Below are 23,817 nucleotides of genomic sequence, written 5' to 3'. Positions count from 1 at the left end.
GACCGCTTGTCAGCCGCGCCGCGCGCGTTCGAGCGCGCGGCGTGCGGTGCCGTTGCAACCCGGCTTAGTCCTTCTTCACTTCCTTGAACTCGGCGTCGACGACGTCGTCGGCAGCCTGCTGCGCGCCACCCGCGTGGGCCGCGCCTTCCGCTGCACCCGCCGCGCCGGCGGCACCCGCCTGCTGGGCCTGCATGTCGGCGTACATCTTCTCGCCGAGCTTCTGCGAAACCTTGCCGAGTTCCTCGACCTTCGCGTCGATCGCCGCCTTGTCGGCCGACGTGTCCTTCAGCACTTCCTCGAGCGACTTCAGCGACGCTTCGATCGCTTCCTTCTCGCCCGCGTCCAGCTTGTCGCCGTACTCGGCGAGCGCCTTCTTCGTGCTGTGGACCAGTGCGTCGCCCTGGTTGCGCGAATCGGCCAGCTCGCGCAGCTTGTGGTCTTCCGCTGCGTTCGCTTCCGCGTCCTTGATCATCTGGTCGATTTCAGCCTCGGACAGACCCGAGTTGGCCTTGATCGTGATCTTGTTTTCCTTGCCGGTCGCCTTGTCCTTCGCGCCGACGTGCAGGATGCCGTTCGCGTCGATGTCGAAGGTCACTTCGATCTGCGGCACGCCGCGCGGTGCCGGCGGGATGCCTTCGAGGTTGAACTCGCCGAGCAGCTTGTTGCCTGCCGCCATTTCGCGTTCGCCCTGGAACACCTTGATCGTCACGGCGCCCTGGTTGTCGTCCGCCGTCGAATACACCTGCGCGTGCTTCGTCGGGATCGTCGTGTTCTTGCTGATCATCTTCGTCATCACGCCACCGAGCGTCTCGATGCCGAGCGACAGCGGGGTCACGTCGAGCAGCAGCACGTCCTTGCGGTCGCCCGACAGGACCTGGCCCTGGATCGCCGCGCCAACCGCGACGGCTTCGTCCGGGTTCACGTCACGGCGCGGATCCTTGCCGAAGAACTCCTTCACCTTCTCCATGACCTTCGGCATGCGGGTCTGGCCGCCGACCAGGATCACGTCGTCGATGTCCGACACCTTGACGCCCGCGTCCTTGATCGCGATGCGGCACGGTTCGATCGTGCGCTCGACGAGGTCTTCCACCAGCGCTTCCAGCTTCGCGCGGGTGATCTTCAGGTTCAAGTGCTTCGGGCCCGACGCGTCCGCCGTGATGTACGGCAGGTTGATTTCGGTCTGCTGGCTCGACGACAGCTCGATCTTCGCCTTTTCGGCGGCTTCCTTCAGGCGTTGCAGCGCGAGCACGTCCTTCGACAGGTCGACGCCCTGCTCCTTCTTGAACTCGCCGATGATGTAATCGATGATGCGCTGGTCGAAGTCTTCGCCGCCGAGGAACGTATCGCCGTTGGTCGACAGCACTTCGAACTGCATTTCGCCGTCGACGTCCGCGATCTCGATGATCGACACGTCGAACGTGCCGCCGCCGAGGTCATACACGGCGATCTTGCGGTCGCCCTTCTCTGCCTTGTCGAGGCCGAACGCGAGCGCGGCTGCCGTCGGCTCGTTGATGATCCGCTTGACTTCGAGGCCCGCGATGCGGCCGGCGTCCTTGGTCGCCTGGCGCTGGCTGTCGTTGAAGTAAGCCGGCACCGTGATCACGGCTTCCGTGACCGGCTCGCCGAGGTAGTCTTCGGCCGTCTTCTTCATCTTGCGCAGCACTTCCGCCGAAACCTGCGGCGGCGCGAGCTTTTCGCCATGTGCCTCGACCCATGCATCGCCGTTGTCGGCCTTGATGATGGTGTACGGCATCAGGCCGATGTCCTTCTGGACTTCCTTCTCTTCGAAGCGGCGGCCGATCAGGCGCTTCACCGCGAACAGCGTGTTCTTCGGGTTGGTCACCGACTGACGCTTGGCCGGCGCGCCGACGAGCACTTCGTTGTCGTCCATGTACGCGATGATCGACGGCGTGGTGCGCGTGCCTTCCGAGTTCTCGATGACCTTGACCTGGTTGCCTTCCATGATGGCGACGCACGAGTTCGTGGTGCCGAGGTCAATACCGATGATCTTTCCCATTTTCCTAATCTCCAGAAATGCCTGTTTGCTGCACGAAACCCTGCCTTTTTTGGCGGTTTCGCGCGCCAGAATTCAACTCTGTTTCCGAAATGCGTCCGTCCGGTCCGTTTTCAAGACCCGACAGGCGATGCGGATATTAAATTTTTTCAATCGCCACGGGCTACCGGATCGCCGGCCGCCGGATCGCCGGCCGCCGGATCGCCGCCAGCCGATTCACGGCTTGCCGCCGCGATCTTCGCGCGCGCCGCCGAAACGGCCGCCTGGAACTGCGCGAGGCCATGCCAGCCCGTCGCGCGGCCGAGACGCTTGCCGCGGTGGAAGAAGAACCACGTCGGCACGCCGTGCAGCCCGAAGCGGCGCCCGAGCTGATGGTGTTCGTACACGTTGCAATGGAACCACTTCAGGTCCAGCGCGCGGATCGCGTCCGGCTGGGCGAGCATCGCCTTCTTCGCGATCTCGCAGTTGAAGCAGTCGACGCCCCAGAAGAACACCACCGCGAGCGCGTCGCCGGCGCCTTCGATCCCCGCGTCGAACGTGTCGGCGGCCAGCGCCTGCATGTCGAACGCGTCGAACGCGGCCGGATCGACGCCGGCGGGAACCATCGCGACGGCCTTACTTCGGCTGCGCGACGGTGACGAGCGCCGGACGCAGCACGCGGTCGGCGATCGTATAGCCCTTTTGCAGCACCGTGACGACGGTGTTCGGCTCCTGCTCGGCCGGCACCATCGAAATCGCCTGGTGCTGGTGCGGATCGAACTTCTCGCCGACCGGGTTGATCGCGACGACGCGGCCCTTCTCGAGCGCGCTCGTCAGCTGGCGCAGCGTCAGTTCGACGCCTTCGCGCACCTTCGCGATGTCGCCGGACGTGTCGCTGACGGCCGCTTCCAGGCTGTCCAGCACGGGCAGCAGGTGTTCCGCGAAGCTCTCGATCGCGAACTTGTGCGCCTTCGAGACGTCGTCCTGCGCGCGGCGGCGCACGTTCTCGGTCTCGGCCTTCGCCCGCAGGAAGCTCTCCTGCAGCTCGGCGACCTTGGCTTGAGCCTCCGCGAGCGCCGCGTCGGCTGCTTCGGCGGCGGGAGCGGCGCCTTGCGCCGCCTGCTTCTCGCTGCCGATGTCTTCGGCCGATTGGGTAGACGGGTTCTCTTGCGTGTTTTCCATGTCGCTGAAAGTCGATTAGAGGTTGAAGCCAAATCGGCAACCGCCGGATCGTATACCCGGCGGCACCGCACATCGTTGGTGCAAATAAGGGTGAAAACTGCGATTTCAAGAGGGTTATTCGCCGGCATTCTCCAATGCCGCGAAACAACCGCGCGTCTCGCCGGTGCATTCCCCGCAGAGTTCGCCAGACCGGGCGAAACGGGCTGTAACAACGCTTACCAGGCAAGTACTAGCTCGGCACAGCGCGGCTGCACTACACTCCAGTCAAGCGCCGGAAAAGCGTGTTTACCCTAGCTGACCGTCGCCTTACATCCAATCCACCTGGCGCCGTTTTCACCCTTCTTCTCGAGGGGAGTACCGTGAAACTGACCTTTGCGATATCGGTGGTCGCGCTGGTACTCATTGCCGGCACCACCACCATCTGCCTGTCGGGAGCCGTTACCGACCGCACGACCGAATACGGAAGCGCGCGGGCGACCTTCGACCAGATGTTCAGCTCCCACCAGAAAATCTGTCGATGATGCGCCGGTCGCGCTTCGTCGGCCGGCCGTGCAGTTCGGCCGCCGGCTCGCGATACGTGCGGCGCCGCTCCAGTTCGGCGAGCCGCGCGGCTCGCCCCGCTTCCGTTTCCACGTAAAGCGTCTGCGCGACGCTCGCGGGCCCGCGCACGTCGCACACGCCCAGCACGGCAATGTGCCAGACGATGCCGTCGATCGCAATCTCGACCTCGTCGCCGACGCGCACCTCCTTTGCCGGCTTGACCGCCGCGCCGCCGATCTTCACGTGCCCCTTGTCGACTGCATCGGTCGCGAGCGAGCGCGTCTTGAAGAACCGGGCCGCCCACAGCCATTTGTCGATGCGCAGCTTCGCGCCCGGTTCCGTGGAAATCTTGTAGTTCATGTCGGCCTCCGCCGGGCCGCCCCAAGGAGGCCAACCGCCTCCCCAGGGCGCAGCGAATGAAGCGAGCGAGCGATTCGTTCCATGTCAGCTCACCGTTTCGGGCTGCGCGGCCCTGACGGGCCAGCCCTGCAGGTTCTCGGCGACGATCTCGCCGATCGCGCCGAGCCACGCGGGCGCGCCGTTCAGGCACGGAATGCGGTGGAATGCCTTGCCGCCGCCGGCGAGGAATTCGTCGCGCACTTCCATGCCGATCTCCTCGATCGTCTCCAGGCAATCGGCCGTGAAGCCGGGGCAGAACACGTCGGCCCGCCGCACGCCGGCCTCGCCGAACTCGCGCAGCGTCGGCGCCGTATAAGGCTGCAGCCATTCGGCCTTGCCGAAGCGCGACTGGAAGGTGACGCGGCATTCGGTCGTCGACAGCCCGAGCGCGGCCATCAGCAGCGCGCCCGTCTGCTGGCACTGGTCGTGATAAGGGTCGCCGAGGTCGAGCGTGCGCTTCGGCACGCCGTGAAAGCTCAGCACGAGCTTGTCGCCGGCCGCGAAGTCGGGCCGGCCGTGCTGCGCCCAGTACTGGCGCACCTGTTCGGCAAGCGCGTGGATATAGGCCGGATGGTCGGCGTAGTGCCGCACCGTGCGCACCTCCGGCTGGTTGCGCATGCGCGCGAGCGCGCCGAATGCGGCATCGAACGCGGTGGCCGTGGTCGATGCCGAGTATTGCGGATACATCGGCATCAGCAGCACGCGCTCGACGCCCGAGCGCTTGAACTGCGCGAGCGCGTGCGCAATGTTCGGGCTGCCGTAGCGCATCGCGTAATCGACCAGCACGTGATAGCCGTTCGACACGAGCAGATGCCGCACGCCGTCGGTCTGGCGCTCGGTGTGCACGCGCAGCGGCGAGCCCTCGGGCATCCACACGGCCGCGTATTTCTTCGCGGACGCGCGGCCGCGCAGCGGCAGGATCAGCGTGCGCAGCAGCACCTGCCAGACGGCCTGCGGGATTTCGACGACCCGCGGATCCGACAGGAATTCGGCCAGATAGCGCCGCACCGCGCGCGGCGTGGGGGCGTCGGGCGTGCCGAGATTGATCAGCAGCACGCCGATGCGATGGGCGGCCGCGGTGCTCGAAGGCGGCTCAAGATCGAAACGCATGGGCAAGAACGTGCTCGGGGCACGGGACCGGACGGCTCTCAATTATAGCGGGCCGCCCCGTGCCGTTCGGCCGACTGTCGGCGCAGGCGGCGCCGCGGCACGATGACGGGGCGGGATCGGGCTGGTTACCGCTGGCTATTGCTGGCTCAGCGTGAGCGACAGCAGGCGCGCGGTGATGTCGACGATCGGTATCACGCGGTTGTACGCCATGCGGGTCGGGCCGATCACGCCGAGCGTGCCGACGATCTGCCCGTTCACCTCGTAAGGCGCGGTGACGACGCTCATTTCCTCGATCGGCACGAGCGTCGATTCGCCGCCGATGAAGATCTGCACGCCCTGGGCGTGGCTCGACACGTCGAGCAGTTGCAGGAGGCCCGTCTTTTGGTCGAACACGTCGAACAGCTTGCGCAGCCGCGCCATGTCGGACGAAAGATCCGCCACCTCGAGCAGGTTGCGCTCGCCGGAAATCAGCACGGTGTCCTCGGTGTCGGGCACCTCGGTACTGGCCGTCACGGCCGCGTGCATCAGCGTGGTCATGTCGCCGCGCAACTGGTCGATCTCGTCGCGCAGGCGGCGGCGCACCTCATCGAAAGACAGGCCGGCGAAATGCGCGTTGATGTAGTTGGACGCCTCGGTCAGCTGCGACGGCGAATAGTCGCGCGGCGTCGCGAGCATCCGGTTCTGCACGTCGCCCTCGGGCGTGACGATGATCAGCAGGATGCGCTTGTCCGACAGGCGCATGAACTCGATCTGCTTGAACACGTGGCTGCGGCGCGGCGTCAGCACGACGCCCGCGAACTGCGACAGGTTCGACAGCACGCTCGCGGCGGCAGCCACCACCCGCTGCTGCGGCTCGCCGGCCTGCAGCGTGTTCTGCACCTGCCGCGCGACGGCCTCGGCGTCGATCGGCGCCTCGACCGTCAGCATCGTGTCGACGAACAGCCGGTAGCCGCGCGGCGTCGGCACGCGGCCGGCCGACGTGTGCGGGCTCGACACGAGGCCGAGCTCCTCCAGGTCGGACATCACGTTGCGGATCGTCGCCGGGCTCAGCTCGAGCCCGGAATAACGGGACAACGTGCGCGATCCGACTGGCTGACCGTCGGCGATATACCGTTCGATCAGGGTTTTCAGGAGGGTTCGTGCGCGAGGATCTAGCATGGTGGAAAATTTTAGCGCAACCGCGCGACCGCGGCGAGTGGCGTCGGCCACCGTTGCGCGGGCCGGCACGATCCGGCCCCGTCCGCGCACAGCCGGTTCTTTTCGTCAACGAGCTATGGTGTAATGCCGGCATGAAAACCGGTAATCAGTTCAATACTGTCGCGCTCGTCGGCCGGAGCAACACGCCCGGCATCGCCGAGCCGCTCGCCACACTGGCTGCCAGCCTGGCGAAGCTGGGCTTCGAGGTCGTCTTCGAAGGCGATACCGCGCGCGAGTTCGGCATCACCGGCTATCCGGCGCTCACCCCGGCCGAAATCGGGGCGCGTGCGGACGTGGCGGTCGTGCTGGGCGGCGACGGCACGATGCTCGGCATCGGCCGCCAGCTCGCGCCGTACCGGACACCGCTGATCGGGATCAACCACGGGCGGCTCGGCTTCATCACGGACATCGCGGCGGCCGACATGCACGCGCTCGTCCCCGTGATGCTGGCGGGCAAGTTCGAGCGCGAGGAGCGCTCGCTGCTCGAGGCCAGGATCATGCGCGACGGCGAACCGATCTACCACGCGCTCGCGTTCAACGACGTCGTCGTGAACCGCAGCGGCTTCTCCGGGATGGTCGAGCTGCGCGCGTCGGTCGACGGCCGGTACATGTACAACCAGCGTTCGGACGGCCTGATCGTCGCCACGCCGACGGGCTCGACCGCGTACGCGCTGTCGTCGGCCGGCCCTATCCTCCATCCGCAGCTTCAGGGCATCGTGCTCGTGCCGATCGCGCCGCACGCGCTGTCGAACCGGCCGATCGTGCTGCCCGACGAATCCAAGATCGCGATCCAGATCGTCGGCGGGCGCGACGTCAACGTGAACTTCGACATGCAGTCGTTCACCTCGCTCGAACTGAACGACACGATCGAGGTACGCCGCTCGAAGCACACGGTGCCGTTCCTGCACCCGATCGGCTATAGCTACTACGCGACGCTGCGCAAGAAGCTGCACTGGAACGAACACGCGTCGAACGAAGACGACGACACGGCGTCCTGACGCCCCACCGCCCGACACCATGCTCCGCCACCTCTCGATCCGCGACTTCGTCATCGTGGCCGCGCTCGATCTCGAATTCGACAGCGGCTTTTCCGTCTTTTCCGGTGAAACCGGCGCCGGGAAATCGATCCTGATCGACGCCCTCGCCCTCGCGCTCGGCGAACGTGCCGACGCGAGCGTCGTACGCACCGGCTGCGGCCGCGCCGACATCACGGCCGAATTCACGCCGCACGACCGCGTCGCGCGCTGGCTCGACGAACACGCGTTCGACGCCGAGGACACCGTGATGCTGCGCCGCGTGATCGACGCGAACGGCCGGTCGCGCGCGTTCATCAACGGCACCAGCGCGACGCTGGCGCAACTGCGCGAACTCGGCGAGATGCTCGTCGACATCCACGGCCAGCACGCGCACCAGTTGCTGATGCGGCCCGACGCGCAGCGCGAGCTGTTCGACACGCACGCGGGGCTCGTCGCCGATGCAGCGAACGTCGCGCGCGCGTGGCGCGTCTGGCGTGACGCGACGCAGGCGATCGACGCCGCGAAGGCGCACGAGCGCGAGCTGCAGCTCGAACGCGAAAAGCTCGCGTGGCAGCTGGCGGAGCTCGACAAGCTCGCGCCGCAAGCCGGCGAATGGGACGAAGTCAGCAACGAGCACAAGCGCCTGTCGCATTCGGCGAACCTGATCGAAGGCGTGCGCGGCGCGCTCAACGCGCTGTCCGAGTCCGACGACGCGATGCTCGCGCAGCTCGGCGCGATCGTGTCGAAGCTGCGCAGCCTCGCCGACTACGACACCGCGCTCGGCGACGCACTCGCGTCGCTCGAACCGGCCGAAATCCAGCTGCAGGAAGCCGTCTATTCGCTGTCGCACTATGCGCAGCGCGTCGATCTCGATCCCGAGCGGCTCGCGCAGGTCGAAACGCGTCTCGATGCGCTGCACTCGACCGCCCGCAAGTTCCGGCTACCGCCCGACACGCTGCACGAAGAACATGCGGCTCGCCGCGCGCAGCTCGCCGCGCTCGACGCGGCCGCCGATCTCGGCGCGCTCGAGGCGGTGCAGGCCAAGGCGCGGGAAGCCTATCTCGCCGACGCGAAACACCTGTCGAAGGCGCGCGCGCAGGCCGCCAAGGCGCTGGGCACGGCCGTCACGGCCGGCATGCAGGAACTGTCGATGGCAGGCGGAAGTTTCGAAGTCGCGCTCGTGCCGCTCGCCGACGGCGGCCCGCACGGGCTCGAGCAGGTCGAGTTCCGGGTCGCCGGGCATGCCGGCGTGCCGCTGCGGCCGCTCGCAAAGGTCGCGTCGGGCGGCGAGCTCGCGCGGATCAGCCTCGCGCTCGCCGTGATCGCGAGCGCGGCGAGCCCGACGCCGACGCTGATCTTCGACGAAGTCGATACGGGGATCGGCGGCGGCGTCGCCGAAGTGGTCGGCCGCCTGCTGCACCAGCTCGGGCGCGACCGCCAGGTGCTGTGCGTGACGCACCTGCCGCAGGTCGCCGCGCGCGGCGACCACCACTTCCAGGTTGCGAAGGGTGCCGACGACCGCGGCGGCACGGTGTCGACAGTCGTCGCGCTCGATCGCGCCAACCGGATCGAGGAAGTCGCGCGGATGCTCGGCGGGCTCGAGATCACGGCGACGACGCGCAAACACGCGAAGGAAATGCTGGCGGCCTGACGCGGCCGTCGGGCTGTCCCACTGTCCCGCCCACGCCGAACGGGCTCGCACCGTTCGGCTTTCACGGCAGAGCGCCTGCGGACGAAGCGCCCGCAGGCGCTCTGCCCTCGTTCAAACGCCCGTTTCGACCGCTCCGAACACCCGCGTCCACAGCGCCGTCACGGCCGCCCGCTCGTCGGCCACCTCGGCCGGATCGACGCGCGCCTTCTCCATCCCGTCGAGTCGCAGCTTGTGCTGCAGCTTCCGGTACTTGCGGTAGGCCGCGCCGACGCGTTCGGCCTCGTCCGCGCCCATCAGCCCGAAGCGCGCGACCTCGCGCAGCAGCGCGATGTTGCCCGTGTTGCGGATCAGCTCGGCGTCGCTCGACGCGTGCAGCAGCACCCAGTACTGGACGATGAACTCGATGTCGACCATCCCGCCGCGATCGTGCTTCAGGTCGAACAGATCGGTCTGGTTCGGGTGGCCGGCAAACACCTTGCCGCGCATGTCGACGATCTCCTTCGCGAGCACGCCGCCGTCGCGCGGCGTCGTCAGCACCTGCTGGCGGATCGCCTCGAAGTCCGCGCCGATCTGCGCGTCGCCCGCGCTGTAGCGGGCGCGCGTCAGCGCCTGGTGCTCCCATACCCACGCGGTATTCGCGGCGTCGCCCTCGCGCAGTTGGTAGCGGCGGAACGCGTCGAGATCGGTGACAAGCAGCCCTGCCTCGCCGTTCGGCCGCAGCCGCAGGTCGATGTCGAACAGCGCGCCCGCGCCCGTCGCCGTCGTGAGCCACGTGATGAGCCGCCGTGTGAAGGTCGTGTAGACGTCCGCCGAGCGCTCGTCGGGGTCGTCGTACAGGAAGATCAGGTCGAGATCCGATGCGTAGCCGAGTTCCTTGCCGCCCAGCTTGCCGTACGCGATCACCGCGAATTTCGGCACGTCGCGATGGCGCTTCGCGAGCTGCGACCAGACGACCTCGATCGTCACGTCGAGCACCGCGTCGGCCAGCTCGGACAGCCGGTCGCTCACATGCTCGACCGACAGCTGCCCGGCGAGATCGATCAGCAGGATCCGGAACACCTCCGCGTGCTGCGCGTGTCGCAGCAGGTCCATCTGTTGCTCGGGGCCGTCGGCCGCCGCGAGGCGCGCGCGCAGCGCGTCCTTGAACGCGGGCCAGTCGAACGGGCTCGCGATCGCCTCGTCGTCGAGCAGTTCGTCGAGCAGCTGCGGGTGGCGGATCAGGTAACCGCCGCCCCAGCGCGTCGCGCCGAGCACCGACAGCACGCGGTCGAGCGCGGCCGGATATTCGGTCAGCAGCGCGAGATAGACGCCGCGCCGGCTGACCGTCTCGAGCAGGTCGAACAGGCGCACGATCGTGTCGTCGCGGCGCGCGGCGTCGATCCGCGGCGCGGCCTCCAGCGCGCGTTGGGCAACGCGGTCGAAGCGGTGCCGGCTCTTTTCCGGCAGGCCCGTGTAGCGCGACGATTGCCAGACCGCGCGCAGCCGCGCGAGCACCGCCGCCGGATCGGCGAAGCCGAGGCCGTCGAGGCGGGCCGCGAGCGCGTCGTCCTCGCCGTCGTCGGCGAGCGCGCCGCTCCAGATCCACGCGGCGGCCGTCTCTTCGCCTGCGCCGCAGGGCGCGCCGGTCACCTTGTCGGCGAAGATCTGGTCGAACTGTGCCTCGACGAAGTTCCGGTACTCGTCCAGCACCGTCATCAGCGCCGCATAGTCGGCAAAGCCGAGCGACGCGGCCAGTGCCGCGCGTTCGTCGGGCTCGACCGGCATCGCGTGCGTCTGCGCGTCGTTGCGGTACTGCAGCCGGTGCTCGAGCGTGCGCAGGAATGTGTAAGCGTCGGTCAGGCGTGCGCACACGTCCTCGCCGATCAGCCCGCGCGCCTGCGCATGGCGCAGCACCGCGAGCGTCGGCCGCACGCGGAACTCTGCATCCTGGCCGCCGCGGATCAGCTGGAACACCTGCGCGCTGAACTCGATCTCGCGAATCCCGCCGCGGCCGAGCTTGATGTCGTCGGCCTTGTCGGGCCGCATCGACGCGCGGCGCGCGGCTTCCTGCCGAATCTGCTGGTGCAGCGAACGGATCGCGCCGATCACGCCGAAATCGAGATAGCGGCGATACACGAACGGCTTGACGATCGACTCGAGCTGCGACTCCAGCCGCCGCGCCGCGTCGCTGTCGCCTTCCGACACGAGCCGCCCCTTGATCCATGCATAGCGCTCCCACTCGCGCCCCTGCACGTAGAAATATTCCTCGAGCATCCCGATGCTGCACACGAGCGGCCCCGAATCGCCGTTCGGGCGCAGCCGCATGTCGACGCGAAACACGTAGCCGTCGGCCGTGACCTCGGACAGCACGCCGATCAGGCGCCGGCCGAGCCGCGTGAAGTATTCCTGCGTGGACAGCGGCGCGCGCGCGCCGCCGGTCGTCTCGCCGTCGTCCTCGTACACGAAGATCAGGTCGATGTCCGACGACACGTTCAGCTCGCGGCCGCCGAGCTTGCCCATCCCGACCACGCCGAGCACGACGCGCTGGCCGTCGGCGCCGCGCGGCTCGCCGTACTGCGCCTCGAGTTCGGCCGACAGCAGCGCCAGCGAGCGCTGCACGGCCACTTCGGCGAGATCGGTCATCGCGCCCGTCACCTCGGCGACGTCCGCCAGCCCGCGCAGGTCGCGCTCCGCGATCGCGCCGAACGCCTCGGCGCGCAGTTGCCGCAGCGCGCGCTTCAGTTGCTCCTCGGACGGCGCGGCCGCGCCGTCCGGCATCGCGAGCAGTTCGGTGAGGCGCGCATCGAGTTGCGCGCGGGCGAGCGGCGCGGCGGCCCACGCGGCCACCTGCTCGGCCAGTGCGGGCCGCGCGGCGGCCGCGCGCGCGATATAACGGGAATAGGACGTGCTGATCAGGGCGGAAGCGTCGGTCATCGAGAAGCGGGCCTGGCGGTAAGGCCGGCCGGCGCGGGCATACGCGTGCGCGCCCCGCTGCCGGCCGGCCCCGTGGACTCGGCGCGGCATCGCGGGACGCGCGTGCGTCCGCCGCGAAACCGCGCGCCGGAAAGCCCGTGCCGTGCTGCCGCAACGGCCGCCGGCACGAACCCGTGTGATACATTTCAACGTCAGTCTGCAAAACTACCATATCGCCGCCCGTCCGCCGCATGTCCGACCGTCAGGAATCCGCCGTAGCTGCGCCCGAAGCGGGACCTCCGAAGCACGATCATCCAGTCCTGCGTCGCGTGTTCAAGGTGACGCTGGCCGTCGGGATCGGCACTTACTTCGTTGCGGCCGGCGCGTTCCTCGGGCTGCGCTACGTGCTGCTGCCCCGCATCGACGAATTCCGCCCGCGCATCGAGCGCGTCGTCTCCGACAAGCTCCACGCGCAGCTTTCGATCGGCAAGCTTTCCCCGAACTGGTCCGGCATGCAGCCGGGCGTCGAACTCACGAACCTGACGATCCGCGGCCGCGACGGCAAGGTCGCGCTGTCGGTGCCGCATGCGACGGCCGCGCTGTCGTGGATGTCGCTGCTGCGGCTGTCGCCCGCGCTGTCGAGCCTGATCGTCGACCAGCCCGACCTCGTCGTCGCGCGCGCGGCCGACGGCTCGCTGAGCGTCGCGGGCGTCGGCGTGGCGACCACCCACGGCGGCAGCGACACGTTCGGCACGTGGCTGCTGAGGCAGGAAGCGATCGTGCTGCGCGGCGGCACGCTGCGCTGGCGCGACGCGCAGCACGACGCGCCGGAACTCGTGCTGTCGGGCATCCGGATCGCGGTGCTCAACCACGGTCGCGTACACAGGGCCGCGCTGCAGGCGCCCGCGAACGGCACGCTGCTGCTCGGCCCGCTCGATTTCCGCGCGCGCTTCACGCACAAGGCGCTCGCGCCGGTCGGCAAGCCGTCGAACTGGACCGGCGACGCGTACCTGTCGACGGGCCCCGTCGATCTGCAGACGCTCGCCCGCTACCTCGACATACCGCTCATGATCCACGCGGGCCGGATCGACAACGCGATCTGGGCGACCTTCAGCGACGGCCACCTGCGCTCGGCGGGCGGCGACCTGCAGGGTGCCGACGTCGCGCTGCGCGTGCGTCCGACGCAACCGCGGCTCGACGTGCCGACGGTCGGCTTCGGCTGGGACATGGTGCTCGATGCCGGCCACGACTACACGCTGCACCTGACGCGCTTCAACGCGGAACTCGGCCAGCCGCCGCTGCCGGACGGCACGCCGCTCGCGCGCTCGCTCGCGCTGTCGACGCTGACGGCCCGCTACCGCGTGCCGACGGCCAGCCAGGGGCAACTGATCAGCGTCGTCGGCGACCGCGTCGATCTCGGCATCCTCAGCGAATTCATCCGCGGGCTGCCGCTGCCGGCGCACCTGCGCAACGAGCTGGTCAAGATCGACCCGCGCGGGATGGTGTCGAACTATCACATCGAGGTCGAGCGCGCGAAACCCGCGCGGGCCGAACTCGCCGACGAGGAGCGGCGCACCGGCGCCGCGCCGATCGTCCGCTACCGCTTCCTCGGCGACCTGCAGGGCATCAGCTTCGCCGCGCAGGAGCCGCCGCCGGGCCTGTCGCCGCGCGGCCACCCGCGTGCCGGCTGGCCGGGCGTCGAGAACCTGTGGGGCCGCGTCGATGCGAACGAGACGGGCGGCGCCGCGCATTTCGACACGGTCAACGCAGCCGTCACGGTGCCCGGCGAGTTCGACGAGCCGCGCCTGACGTTCGACCGGCTGCGCGGCAACGCCAAATGGGTGGTCACGCCCGTGCCCGGCGACAAGCACGCGCGCGTCGACGTGACGCTGCCCGACCTGCTCGTCTCGAACCCCGATGCAGAAATCGCGGTGTCGGGCTCGTACACGAACCCCGGCCACGGCCGCGGCTCGCTCGACCTGCGCGCCGATTTCGCGCGCGCGTCGGTGGCGCGCATTCCGCGCTACCTGCCGACCGGGATGTCCGAGCACCTGCGCAACTATCTCGGCCACGCGCTGCAGGACGGCAAGGTGACCAAGGGCGCGTCGATCGTCGCCCGCGGCCCGCTCGAGAAATTCCCGTTCGAACACGAGCCGGACGCCGGCGTGTTCCACATCGTCGCGCCGTTCACCGGCGGCCGCTTCGAGCCGACGCCGTATCCGCCGCGCAAGCTCGCGAACGGCACGCCGAGCGTCTGGCCGGCGCTCGACGGAATCGACGGCGTGTTCGAGCTCGCGCAGAACAAGCTGCGCTTCGACATCGGCCGCGCGCACTACAAGCGCGTCGCGCTGACGAAGGTCACGGGCCGCATCGACGATCTCGGCCGCCCGGCCGATTCGCCGCTCGTGATCGAAGGCCATGCGAACGGCCCGCTCGCCGACCTGCTCGACTACGCGGACAACAGCTCGCTCGGCGCGATGAGCGGCCACGTGGCGCAGCGTCTCGACGCGCAGGGCCCCGCGGCGCTGTCGCTCAAGCTGACGATTCCGCAGCGCATCGCGCACAAGCACACGGCCATCGAAGGCGCGCTCGCGTTCGGCGGCAACACGCTGTCGGCCGACGGCGTGCCGCCGCTGTCCGCGCTGCGCGGCCAGGTCCGCTTCACCGATGCCGGCGCGTCGCTGCACGACCTGTCGGGCCGATTCCTCGGCGGTCCGGTACACGCGAACGGCAGCTTCCGGTCGCACGGCCCGTACGCGGTGGACGTCGACGGCCGGCTCGCGCTCGACGCCGCGCGCGGGCTGAACCTGCACGGCGCGGCCGCGGCGCTGCTCGAACATGTGATCGGCGACGCGCCGTACAAGGTCGCCGTGCGCGGCACGCCGGGCCGCCTGCCCGACGTCGCCGCGCGCTCCGACCTGACCGGCGTCGCGCTGGACTTCCCGGCGCCGTTCGCGAAGGCGGCCGGCACGCCGATGCCGTTCAGCTTCACGCTGCAGCCGGCGCCGCAGGCGGACGGCAAGCGCCTCGAACACGCCGACCTGACGCTCGGCCCCGTGTCCGCGACCTACCTGCTCGACGCGACGCGCGGCCAGCCGCTGCGCGCGGTGCGCGGCGCGATGGGCATCCACCGGATGCCCGACATGCCGCAGGACGGCGTGAGCGCGGCCGTCGACGTCGACGAACTCGATGCCGACGCGTGGCTCGCGCTCGCCCGCACGCTGAAGCCCGACACGCCGCGCGCGCCGGAGCCGCAGGCCGCACCGCGCGTCGATCTCGCGAGCTTCGCGCCGAAGCGCTTCGCGTTCCACTTCGGCACGCTGAAGCTGCTCAAGCGCAACTGGGAAAACGTGATCGTCGGCGCATCGCACGTCGACGAGCTGTGGCAGGCGAACATCGCGTCGAACCAGGTGTCGGGCTACCTGTCGTGGGCGCCGGGCGGCGGCCACAACGGCGCGGGCGTATTGAACGCGCGGCTCGCGAAGCTCGTGATTCCGGACAGCGCGCAGCAAGACCTCGTCGGCCGCGCGATGAACCTGCCGACACCGACCGACCGCCCGATACCGTCGATCGACCTGATCGTCGACCAGGTCGTCGCGCGCGCCCACGACATCGGCCGCCTCGTCGTCAACGCGCGCAACATCGACGAAGACGGCACGCCCGTGTGGCAGCTCGACAAGCTGGAACTGTCGAATCCGGCCGCGAAGCTGACGGCGACCGGCAACTGGCGCACGTCGCGCCGCGCGCTCGCACGCGGCGCCGACGAAAACGATGCGCCGCGCCGCACCGTGTTCGACTTCAAGCTCGACATCGACAACGCGGGCGCGCTGCTCGACCGCGTCGGCCTGCCGCGCACGCTCGCGGACGGACACGGCACGGTAACGGGCAAGGTCGGCTGGCGCGGCGGCCCGACCGCGGTCGACTTCCCGTCGCTCGGCGGCCAGGTCGCGCTCGACCTCGAGCACGGGCAGATCCTGAAGGTCGATCCGGGTGCGGCGAAGCTGCTCGGCGTACTGAGCCTGCAGAGCCTCGCGCGCTTCCTGACGCTGAATTTCCGCGACGTGGTCGGCAAGGGGCTGCCGTTCGACAAGATCACGGGCACCGGCCGGATCTCGAACGGGATCGCGCGCACCGACGACTTCTCGATGACGACGGGGCCCGCGAACGTGACGGTGCGCGGTGCGGTCGACCTCGGCGCCGAAACGCAGGACCTGCACGCGCACGTCGCCCCGAAGATCGGCGCCGGCACGGCGGCGATCGCAGCCGCGATCGTCAATCCGCTGCTCGGCGTCGGCGTGCTGGCCGCGAACTACGCGCTGTCGGAGACGCTGTCGCGCGCGTTCGCGCTCGACTACGCGATCACGGGCTCGTGGGCGCACCCGCACATCGAGCGGGTGCGGGGCGATCAGGGTAAGATGAATCACGGTCCGGCCGATGCAACGAACCATTGAGTTCCGCGCGCTGCCGGGCCGCACCCCATTTATGACGCAACCGATCCCGCGATGACCGACCACACCCGTTCCGCCACGCCCTTTCGGGTCGCCGCGCTGCAGATGGTGAGCACGCCGGACGTCACGCGCAATCTCGCCGAAGCCCGCCGCCTGATCGCGGAAGCGGCCGGCGAAGGCGCGCAGCTCGTGCTGCTGCCCGAGTATTTCTGCTTCATGGGCCACCGCGACACCGACAAGCTCGCGCTCGCCGAACCCTACCAGGACGGCCCGATCCAGCGCTTCCTCGCTGACGCCGCGCGCCGCCACGGCATCTGGGTGATCGGCGGCACGCTGCCGCTGAAGGCGCCGGAGCCCGATCGCGTGCTGAACACGACGCTCGTGTTCGATCCGTCCGGCAACGAGGCCGCGCGCTACGACAAGATCCACCTGTTCAACTTCGAGAAAGGCGACGAGTCGTTCGACGAGGCGCGCACGATCCGCGCGGGCGATACGGTCGTCGCGTTCGACGCGCCGTTCGGGCGGGTCGGCCTGTCGGTCTGTTACGATCTGCGCTTTCCGGAGCTGTATCGCAGGATGGGCGACTGCGCGATGATCGTCGTCCCGTCCGCGTTTACGTATACGACGGGCCGCGCGCACTGGGAAACGCTGCTGCGCGCGCGGGCCGTCGAGAACCAGTGCTACGTGCTCGCGGCCGCTCAGGGCGGCAAGCACGAGAACGGCCGGCGCACCTGGGGCCACAGCATGCTGATCGACCCGTGGGGCGAAGTCGTCGCGGTCCGCGACGTGGGCGCAAGCGTCGTGCTCGGTGCGATCGATCCGCAGCGCATCGCCGACGTGCGCCAGAGCCTGCCCGCGTGGCGGCACCGCGTGCTGACCTGAATCCGCCGCGCCGCTTGAAACGCCGCGCGGCCAACCCATCTGCCCAGAAGCACCCGACAACTTTTTGAGAAACCCCGATATCCGCATGAACATCATCGAACCCGGCATCCGCAACCTCGCGCTGGCGAAGGACATCCTGCTCACGCCGTACGGCCTCGACGAAAGCCTGCTCACGCGCACGATCGCCGACATCTTCACGCATCGCGTCGATTACGCGGACCTGTACTTCCAGGCGACCCGCAGCGAAGCGTGGAGCCTCGAGGAAGGCATCGTCAAGTCGGGCAGCTTCAGCATCGACCAGGGCGTCGGCGTGCGCGCGGTCGCGGGCGACCGCACCGCGTTCGCGTATTCCGACGACCTGTCGCCGGAAGCGATCGCGCAGGCGGCCGCGGCCACCAAGGCGATCGCGGCGGCCGGCGGCGGCCGGCAGAAGATCAAGGCGGCGACGTCGCTGAAGGGCATCTCGGGCCGCGACCTGTACCTGCCGTCCGACCCGCTCGCGTCGCTCGACGCGACGGCCAAGGTCAAGCTGCTCGAACGCATCGAGCAGATGGCGCGCGGCCGCGACCCGCGCGTCACGCAGGTGATGGCGGGCCTCGCCGGCGAATACGACGTCGTGCTCGTCGCGCGCAGCGACGGCGCACTCGCGGCCGACATCCGCCCGCTCGTGCGCGTGTCGGTCACGGTGATCGCCGAACAGAACGGCCGCCGCGAGATCGGCTCCGGCGGCGGCGGCGGCCGCTTCGACTACGGCTACTTCACCGATGAAGTGCTGTCGCGCTACGTCGACGACGCCGTGCACGCGGCACTCGTGAACCTCGACGCACGTCCCGCGCCGGCCGGCGCGATGACGGTCGTGCTCGGGCCGGGCTGGCCGGGCGTGCTGCTGCACGAGGCGATCGGCCACGGCCTCGAGGGCGACTTCAACCGCAAGGGCTCGTCGGCATTCGCGGGCCGGATCGGCGAACAGGTCGCCGCGAAGGGCGTGACCGTCGTCGACGACGGCACGCTGCCGAACCGCCGCGGCTCGCTGAACATCGACGACGAAGGCAACCCGACGCAGTGCACGACGCTGATCGAGGACGGCATCCTGAAGGGCTACATCCAGGACACGCTGAACGCGCGCCTGATGAAGATGCCGGTCACGGGCAATGCACGGCGCGAGTCGTACGCGGCGCTGCCGATGCCGCGCATGACGAACACGTACATGCTGAACGGCGACAAGGATCCGCAGGAAATCATCGCGTCGGTGAAGAACGGCCTGTACGCGGTGAACTTCGGCGGCGGCCAGGTCGACATCACGAACGGCAAGTTCGTGTTCTCGGCGTCCGAGGCGTACATGATCGAGAACGGCAAGATCACCTACCCGGTGAAGGGCGCGACGCTGATCGGCAGCGGCCCCGAATCGCTGAAGTACGTGAGCATGATCGGCAACGACATGTCGCTCGACACGGGCGTCGGCGTGTGCGGCAAGGAAGGCCAGAGCGTGCCGGTCGGCGTCGGCCAGCCGACCCTGCGGATCGACAAGATGACGGTCGGCGGTACGGCATAACCGCATCGCAGCGCAGACAATCCGCGTATTTTGAAGAAAACGCGCGGATTGTCCGCATTTTTGACGCCTCCCGGTTGCCAGCCGCCCGGCGACGGGGTATAAATTCTGAATCAACTTTTTTGACGAACCGAATCTCCGTCATGTCCGCCAAGTTTTATTTTTACTTTTTTTGGCATCTCAGACCGCTGGCGGATCGAGAGGGTTGATGGCGCGTAAAGCGCAACCGAAATTCCCGAAAAAACCGCCGGCGAACCCGGCGGTTTTTTTTCGCCCTTCGCACCCGGTCGCCGCCGCAGCGGTCCCACGGCCCCGACCGAAACCACTGAATCGCTTGAATTGATGAATCTGCCGCACGCGCACTGACCGAACGGCGCCCGCAAAACCAGGAGAAACAGCATGCCCCCGCACAATACCGACGACGTCCGCATTCGCGAACTCAAGGAACTGACGCCGCCCGCCCACCTGATCCGCGAATTCGCGTGCTCCGAAGCCGCGTCCGAGCTGATCTACAACTCGCGCCAGTCGATGCACCGCATCCTGCACGGGATGGACGACCGGCTGATCGTCGTGATCGGGCCGTGCTCGATCCACGATACGAAGGCGGCGATCGAATACGCGGGCCGGCTCGTGAAGGAGCGTGAGCGCTTCAAGGGCGAACTGGAAATCGTGATGCGCGTGTACTTCGAGAAACCCCGCACGACGGTCGGCTGGAAGGGGCTCATCAACGATCCGCACCTCGACAACAGCTTCAAGATCAACGAAGGGCTGCGCACCGCGCGCGAGCTGCTGCTGCAGATCAACGAGATGGGGCTGCCGGCCGCGACCGAATACCTCGACATGATCAGCCCGCAGTACATCGCCGACCTGATCTCGTGGGGCGCGATCGGCGCGCGCACGACCGAGTCGCAGGTGCACCGCGAGCTCGCGTCGGGGCTGTCGTGCCCGGTCGGCTTCAAGAACGGCACCGACGGCAACGTGAAGATCGCGGTCGACGCGATCAAGGCTGCATCGCAACCGCACCATTTCCTGTCGGTGACGAAGGGCGGCCACTCGGCGATCGTGTCGACGGCCGGCAACGAGGATTGCCACGTGATCCTGCGCGGCGGCAAGACGCCGAACTACGACGCGGACAGCGTGAACGCCGCCTGCGCGGACATCGGCAAGGCCGGCCTCGCCGCGCGCCTGATGATCGACGCGAGCCACGCGAACAGCTCGAAGAAGCACGAGAACCAGATCCCGGTGTGCGCGGACATCGGCCGCCAGATCGCGGCGGGCGACGAGCGGATCGTCGGCGTGATGATCGAGTCGCATCTCGTCGAAGGCCGTCAGGACCTGAAGGAAGGCTGCCCGCTGACCTACGGCCAGAGCATCACCGATGCGTGCATCGCATGGGACGACAGCGTGAAGGTGCTCGAAGGCCTCGCGGAGTCGGTCAAGGCGCGGCGCGTGGCGCGCGGCAGCGGCAACTGATCACTGGCATCGCAACGAAAATGCCCGGCTCGCGCCGGGCATTTTTTATTGGCCGGAGACCACCCGTCAGCGCATCACTCGAGCGCGCCCGAGCCGAAGATTTCGGTATTGATGCGTTCCGGCGCGACGCCGAGCGCGACCAGCGCATCGCGTTGCGCCTTCATGAACGCGATCGGGCCGCAGATGTAGTAGTCGGCGCCCGGCACCAGCGCGAATTCCTTCACGCGTTCCGGCGTGAGCCGCCCTTCGAGGTCATGGTCGATCCCTGCGCGATCGTCCGGGCCGACCAGTTCGTACAGCACCGTGCGCTTGACGTTCGCGTGCTCGCGCACCGCATCGTTCAGCCAGTCGCGGAACGCGTGCACCGCGCCCGAACGGCATGCATGGACGAAGCGCACGTCGCGCTTGCTGCCTTCCGACACCAGCGTCGACGCCATCGACACCATCGGCGTCAGGCCGACGCCGCCGGAGATCAGCACCACCGGCGTCTCGACACCGCGCTTCAGCGAGAATTCGCCCATCGGCGCGGTCACTTCGACGATCGCGCCCTCCTCCACGCCGTCGTGCATCAGCGTCGATACCTTGCCGGCCGGGATCGCCTCGGGCTGGCCCGACTCGCGCTTCACCGAGATACGCAGCCACTTGCCGTGCGGCGCGTCGGACAGGCTGTACTGGCGCGGCTGGTCGACGCCGAGATCGCCGACGAAGCGCTTCACCGTGACGTACTGTCCCGGCTCGAAGGTCGGCGCCGCGCCGCCGTCGGCCGGGCTCAGGTAGAACGACGTGATCTCGTCGCTCTCGCGCACCTTGCGCGCCACCTTGAACGGACGGAAGCCGCTCCACGCGGCGCCCGCGTACAGGTCGGCCTCGGCGCCGATCAGGATCTGCGCGAGCTGGCCGTACGCGACGCGCCAGGCTTCGAGCGTATCGGCATCGACCGCGTCGCCGAGCACTTCGACGATCGACGCGAGCAGGTTCTCGCCGACGATCGGGTAATGCTCGGGGCGGATGTTCAGGCTCGCGTGCTTGTGCGCGATGTGCGACACCGCACCGCCGAGCGCGCCGAGATTGTCGATGTTCGCCGCATACGCATAAACCGCCTTCGCGAGCGTTTCCGGCTGGCTGCCGGTCTTCTGGTGCGTCTGGTTGAACAGGTTTTTCAGTTCCGGATGGCGCGCGAACATGCGCTGGTAGAAATGCTTCGTGATCGTCGCGCCGTGCACGGCGAGGACAGGGGCAGTGGCCTTCACGCGAGCCATCTGGTCAGCGGTGATCTGGGTCATGTTCGGTTCTCCGTTAAACATGCCCATAAGATACATGTTTAAAAACCTGCTTCACCCGGACAAATTGTCGCAGTGCGCAACAGCGCCACGGCGCGCTAGCGGACGCGCCCGCGCTCCCACAGTACGTCCGTCCCGCCGTCGGCACGGTTCAGCACGCGCGCCAGCACGAACAGCAGGTCGGACAGCCGGTTCACGTATCGCCGCGGCGCATCGTTGAGCGTTTCGTCGCGGCCGAGCGCGACGATCGAGCGCTCCGCGCGGCGGCACACCGTCCGGCACACGTGCGCAAGCGACGCCGCGCGCGAGCCGGCCGGCAGGATGAATTCCTTCAGCGGCTGCAGCGTCGCGTTGTAGTCGGCGAGCCATCGGTCGAGGCGCGCGAGATGCGTGTCGTCGAGCACCGCATGGCCGGGGATGCACAGCTCGCCGCCGAGATCGAACAGGTCGTGCTGGATCGTGACGAGCGCGGTGCGCACATCGTCCGGCAGCGTCTCGGCGAGCAGCACGCCGAGATTCGAGTTCAGTTCGTCGACGTCGCCGATCGCCGCGATCCGCACGTCGTCCTTGCCGATGCGCCGTCCGTCGCCGAGGCCGGTGGTGCCGTCGTCGCCCGTGCGTGTCGCGATCTTGCTCAAGCGGTTGCCCATGCGAATGTCCTCTCGTACGCGGCCGCGATGCGGCCCGGTTGGGTTGAAGCACGATTATCGCAGCCCGCGGCGAGGCTCGCAGCAGGCGTTACAGCGTAGAATGGGCCGAAAGTTCGACAAGCAGTCAGGAGACATTCGTGAATCACCCCGCCCCGCCTGCCGCCACGCGCCGCCCGCTTCCCCCCGCCATGCTCGATGCGCTGCGCGCCGCCTTCGGCGAGCGCGTGTCGACCGCCGACGCGGTCCGCGAGCACCACGGCCGCGACGAATCGCCGTTCGATCCGCAACTGCCCGATGCCGTCGTGTTCGCGCACAGCGCGGACGACGTGCGCGAAGCCGTGTCGCTGTGCTCGCTCTACAGCGTGCCGCTGATTCCGTACGGCGCAGGCTCGTCGCTCGAAGGCCACCTGCTCGCGGTGCGCGGCGGCATATCGCTCGACCTGTCCGAAATGAACCGCGTGCTGTCGATCAACGCCGAAGACCTGACCGTGACGGTCGAACCGGGCATCACGCGCAAGGCGCTCAACGAAGCGCTGCGCGACACCGGCCTGTTCTTCCCGATCGACCCGGGCGCCGACGCCAGCATCGGCGGGATGACCGCGACCCGCGCATCAGGCACCAACGCCGTGCGCTACGGCACGATGCGCGAGAACGTGCTCGGCCTGACCGCCGTGCTCGCCGACGGCCGCGTCGTGAAAACGGGCTCGCGCGCGCGCAAATCGTCCGCCGGCTATGACCTCACGCGCCTGTTCGTCGGCTCCGAAGGCACGCTCGGCGTGATCACCGAGATCACGCTGCGCCTGCACCCGCTGCCCGAAGCCGTGTCGGCCGCGATCTGCACGTTCCCGACGATGGGCGACGCGGTGCGCACCGTGATCGAGACGATCCAGATCGGCGTGCCGATCGCGCGCGTCGAATTCGTCGATTCGCTCGCCGTGCGCTCGATCAACCGCCACTCGAACCTGACGCTCGCCGAAGCGCCGACGCTGTTCTTCGAATTCCACGGCACCGAGGCCGGCGTGAAGGAACAGGCCGAACTCGTGCAGGCGCTCGCCGGCCAGAACAACGGCCAGGGCTTCGAATGGGCGACCCGCCCGGAGGACCGCAGCCGGCTCTGGGCCGCGCGCCACAACGCGTACTTCGCGATGCTGCAATTGAAGCCGGGCTGCCGCGCGGTGACGACCGACGTCTGCGTGCCGATCTCGCAGCTCGCCGCGTGCGTCGAGGAAACCGAAGTCGACCTGCGCGCGTCGTCGCTGCCCTGCCCGATCGTCGGCCACGTCGGCGACGGCAATTTCCACGTCGCGATCCTGATCGATCCCGACAAGCCCGAGGAACTCGCCGAAGCCGAGCACATCAACGACCGGATCGTCGAGCGCGCGCTGCGCCTCGGCGGCACCTGCACGGGCGAGCACGGCGTCGGGCTGCACAAGATGCGGTTCCTGCCGAAGGAGCATGGCGACAACGCGATCGACACGATGCGCGCGATCAAGCTCGCGCTCGATCCGCGCAACCTGATGAATCCCGGCAAGATTTTCACGTGCTGAGACGGCGG

Annotated in this window: 17 protein-coding genes and 1 pseudogene; 9 read left to right on the top strand and 9 right to left on the bottom strand. The window is 68.5% G+C overall.

Annotation, left to right across the window (positions count from 1 at the left end; translation table 11 throughout):
* Positions 1 to 64: 64 nt before the first annotated feature.
* From dnaK to grpE, 3 genes are all read right to left on the bottom strand, one after another.
* Positions 65 to 2,017 (bottom strand): molecular chaperone DnaK, encoded by a 1,953-nt coding sequence (gene dnaK / locus MRS60_RS03505; RefSeq protein ID WP_034182795.1) that lies wholly within the window; start codon positions 2,015 to 2,017, stop codon positions 65 to 67.
* A 146-nt stretch (positions 2,018 to 2,163) separates the two neighbouring features.
* Positions 2,164 to 2,619: a thioredoxin family protein gene (locus MRS60_RS03500; protein WP_105389818.1), complete on the bottom strand. Its 456-nt coding sequence runs from the start codon at positions 2,617 to 2,619 to the stop codon at positions 2,164 to 2,166.
* Between the two features lie 10 nt (positions 2,620 to 2,629).
* Positions 2,630 to 3,175, bottom strand: a complete 546-nt coding sequence (gene grpE, locus MRS60_RS03495; RefSeq protein WP_034182793.1) for a nucleotide exchange factor GrpE — start codon at positions 3,173 to 3,175, stop codon at positions 2,630 to 2,632.
* A 359-nt stretch (positions 3,176 to 3,534) separates the two neighbouring features.
* On the opposite strand from grpE, the gene MRS60_RS03490 reads away from it, so the two are divergent.
* Positions 3,535 to 3,696 carry a hypothetical protein gene (locus tag MRS60_RS03490; RefSeq protein WP_006476841.1) on the top strand — a complete coding sequence of 54 codons (162 nt, stop codon included), beginning with the start codon at positions 3,535 to 3,537 and terminating at the stop codon, positions 3,694 to 3,696.
* Here MRS60_RS03490 and MRS60_RS03485 read toward each other — a convergent pair.
* From MRS60_RS03485 to hrcA, 3 genes are all read right to left on the bottom strand, one after another.
* The gene (locus MRS60_RS03485) at positions 3,668 to 4,075 is read right to left on the bottom strand and encodes an RNA-binding S4 domain-containing protein (protein ID WP_034182792.1); all 408 of its coding nucleotides are present in this window, start codon (positions 4,073 to 4,075) and stop codon (positions 3,668 to 3,670) included. The two genes, MRS60_RS03490 and MRS60_RS03485, sit on opposite strands and share 29 nt — an antisense overlap.
* Positions 4,076 to 4,159: 84 nt before the next feature.
* Positions 4,160 to 5,224, bottom strand: coding sequence for a ferrochelatase (gene hemH, locus MRS60_RS03480; protein ID WP_034182791.1), 1,065 nt, complete (start codon positions 5,222 to 5,224; stop codon positions 4,160 to 4,162).
* A 135-nt stretch (positions 5,225 to 5,359) separates the two neighbouring features.
* A complete protein-coding gene (gene hrcA / locus MRS60_RS03475) occupies positions 5,360 to 6,382 on the bottom strand; it encodes a heat-inducible transcriptional repressor HrcA (protein WP_011544637.1) in 1,023 nt (340 codons plus the stop codon).
* Positions 6,383 to 6,513: 131 nt separating this feature from the next.
* Between hrcA and MRS60_RS03470 the strand changes: the two genes are divergently transcribed.
* Together MRS60_RS03470 and recN are read left to right on the top strand one after the other, a co-directional pair.
* Positions 6,514 to 7,419, top strand: a complete 906-nt coding sequence (locus tag MRS60_RS03470) for an NAD kinase (RefSeq protein ID WP_034182790.1) — start codon at positions 6,514 to 6,516, stop codon at positions 7,417 to 7,419.
* Between the two features lie 19 nt (positions 7,420 to 7,438).
* Positions 7,439 to 9,088 carry a DNA repair protein RecN gene (gene recN, locus MRS60_RS03465; protein ID WP_034182789.1) on the top strand — a complete coding sequence of 550 codons (1,650 nt, stop codon included), beginning with the start codon at positions 7,439 to 7,441 and terminating at the stop codon, positions 9,086 to 9,088.
* A gap of 111 nt (positions 9,089 to 9,199) precedes the next feature.
* Here the strand turns inward: recN and glnE are convergent, their stop codons facing one another.
* A complete protein-coding gene (gene glnE / locus MRS60_RS03460) occupies positions 9,200 to 12,001 on the bottom strand; it encodes a bifunctional [glutamate--ammonia ligase]-adenylyl-L-tyrosine phosphorylase/[glutamate--ammonia-ligase] adenylyltransferase (protein ID WP_243565212.1) in 2,802 nt (933 codons plus the stop codon).
* 230 nt (positions 12,002 to 12,231) lie between these two features.
* On the opposite strand from glnE, the gene MRS60_RS03455 reads away from it, so the two are divergent.
* The 5 genes and pseudogenes from MRS60_RS03455 to aroG all read left to right on the top strand — a co-directional run bounded on the left by MRS60_RS03455 (position 12,232) and on the right by aroG (position 20,332).
* A complete protein-coding gene (locus MRS60_RS03455) occupies positions 12,232 to 16,431 on the top strand; it encodes a YhdP family phospholipid transporter (RefSeq protein WP_243565211.1) in 4,200 nt (1,399 codons plus the stop codon).
* A gap of 51 nt (positions 16,432 to 16,482) precedes the next feature.
* Positions 16,483 to 17,310: a carbon-nitrogen hydrolase family protein gene (locus tag MRS60_RS03450; RefSeq protein ID WP_034182786.1), complete on the top strand. Its 828-nt coding sequence runs from the start codon at positions 16,483 to 16,485 to the stop codon at positions 17,308 to 17,310.
* Between the two features lie 85 nt (positions 17,311 to 17,395).
* A complete protein-coding gene (tldD, locus tag MRS60_RS03445) occupies positions 17,396 to 18,862 on the top strand; it encodes a metalloprotease TldD (protein WP_021163847.1) in 1,467 nt (488 codons plus the stop codon).
* Between the two features lie 4 nt (positions 18,863 to 18,866).
* Positions 18,867 to 19,068 (top strand): annotated as a pseudogene (locus MRS60_RS35120) (hypothetical protein).
* 190 nt (positions 19,069 to 19,258) lie between these two features.
* Positions 19,259 to 20,332, top strand: a complete 1,074-nt coding sequence (gene aroG / locus MRS60_RS03440; RefSeq protein WP_034182785.1) for a 3-deoxy-7-phosphoheptulonate synthase AroG — start codon at positions 19,259 to 19,261, stop codon at positions 20,330 to 20,332.
* Between the two features lie 74 nt (positions 20,333 to 20,406).
* On the opposite strand, the gene hmpA is transcribed toward aroG, so the two are convergent.
* On the bottom strand, positions 20,407 to 21,615 hold the full coding sequence (gene hmpA, locus MRS60_RS03435; RefSeq protein WP_243565210.1) for an NO-inducible flavohemoprotein: 1,209 nt from the start codon (positions 21,613 to 21,615) through the stop codon (positions 20,407 to 20,409).
* Positions 21,616 to 21,710: 95 nt separating this feature from the next.
* Positions 21,711 to 22,262, bottom strand: a complete 552-nt coding sequence (locus MRS60_RS03430) for a cob(I)yrinic acid a,c-diamide adenosyltransferase (RefSeq protein WP_034182784.1) — start codon at positions 22,260 to 22,262, stop codon at positions 21,711 to 21,713.
* Between the two features lie 137 nt (positions 22,263 to 22,399).
* On the opposite strand from MRS60_RS03430, the gene MRS60_RS03425 reads away from it, so the two are divergent.
* Positions 22,400 to 23,809, top strand: a complete 1,410-nt coding sequence (locus MRS60_RS03425; protein ID WP_105389822.1) for an FAD-binding oxidoreductase — start codon at positions 22,400 to 22,402, stop codon at positions 23,807 to 23,809.
* The last annotated feature ends 8 nt before the right edge of the window (positions 23,810 to 23,817 follow it).

Source organism: Burkholderia pyrrocinia, assembly GCF_022809715.1.
Taxonomy (GTDB): Bacteria; Pseudomonadota; Gammaproteobacteria; order Burkholderiales; family Burkholderiaceae; genus Burkholderia; species Burkholderia pyrrocinia_C.
This window is presented reverse-complemented; position numbering and strand designations above follow the sequence as displayed.

What these genes read in the sequence shown, in the direction of transcription:
- dnaK (WP_034182795.1), bottom strand. Translation starts at nt 2,017, where the DNA reads ATGGGAAAGATCATCGGTATTGACCTCGGCACCACGAACTCGTGCGTC.
- MRS60_RS03500 (WP_105389818.1), bottom strand. Translation starts at nt 2,619, where the DNA reads ATGGTTCCCGCCGGCGTCGATCCGGCCGCGTTCGACGCGTTCGACATG.
- grpE (WP_034182793.1), bottom strand. Translation starts at nt 3,175, where the DNA reads ATGGAAAACACGCAAGAGAACCCGTCTACCCAATCGGCCGAAGACATC.
- MRS60_RS03485 (WP_034182792.1), bottom strand. Translation starts at nt 4,075, where the DNA reads ATGAACTACAAGATTTCCACGGAACCGGGCGCGAAGCTGCGCATCGAC.
- hemH (WP_034182791.1), bottom strand. Translation starts at nt 5,224, where the DNA reads ATGCGTTTCGATCTTGAGCCGCCTTCGAGCACCGCGGCCGCCCATCGC.
- hrcA (WP_011544637.1), bottom strand. Translation starts at nt 6,382, where the DNA reads ATGCTAGATCCTCGCGCACGAACCCTCCTGAAAACCCTGATCGAACGG.
- MRS60_RS03470 (WP_034182790.1), top strand. Translation starts at nt 6,514, where the DNA reads ATGAAAACCGGTAATCAGTTCAATACTGTCGCGCTCGTCGGCCGGAGC.
- recN (WP_034182789.1), top strand. Translation starts at nt 7,439, where the DNA reads ATGCTCCGCCACCTCTCGATCCGCGACTTCGTCATCGTGGCCGCGCTC.
- glnE (WP_243565212.1), bottom strand. Translation starts at nt 12,001, where the DNA reads ATGACCGACGCTTCCGCCCTGATCAGCACGTCCTATTCCCGTTATATC.
- MRS60_RS03455 (WP_243565211.1), top strand. Translation starts at nt 12,232, where the DNA reads ATGTCCGACCGTCAGGAATCCGCCGTAGCTGCGCCCGAAGCGGGACCT.
- MRS60_RS03450 (WP_034182786.1), top strand. Translation starts at nt 16,483, where the DNA reads ATGACCGACCACACCCGTTCCGCCACGCCCTTTCGGGTCGCCGCGCTG.
- tldD (WP_021163847.1), top strand. Translation starts at nt 17,396, where the DNA reads ATGAACATCATCGAACCCGGCATCCGCAACCTCGCGCTGGCGAAGGAC.
- aroG (WP_034182785.1), top strand. Translation starts at nt 19,259, where the DNA reads ATGCCCCCGCACAATACCGACGACGTCCGCATTCGCGAACTCAAGGAA.
- hmpA (WP_243565210.1), bottom strand. Translation starts at nt 21,615, where the DNA reads ATGACCCAGATCACCGCTGACCAGATGGCTCGCGTGAAGGCCACTGCC.
- MRS60_RS03430 (WP_034182784.1), bottom strand. Translation starts at nt 22,262, where the DNA reads ATGGGCAACCGCTTGAGCAAGATCGCGACACGCACGGGCGACGACGGC.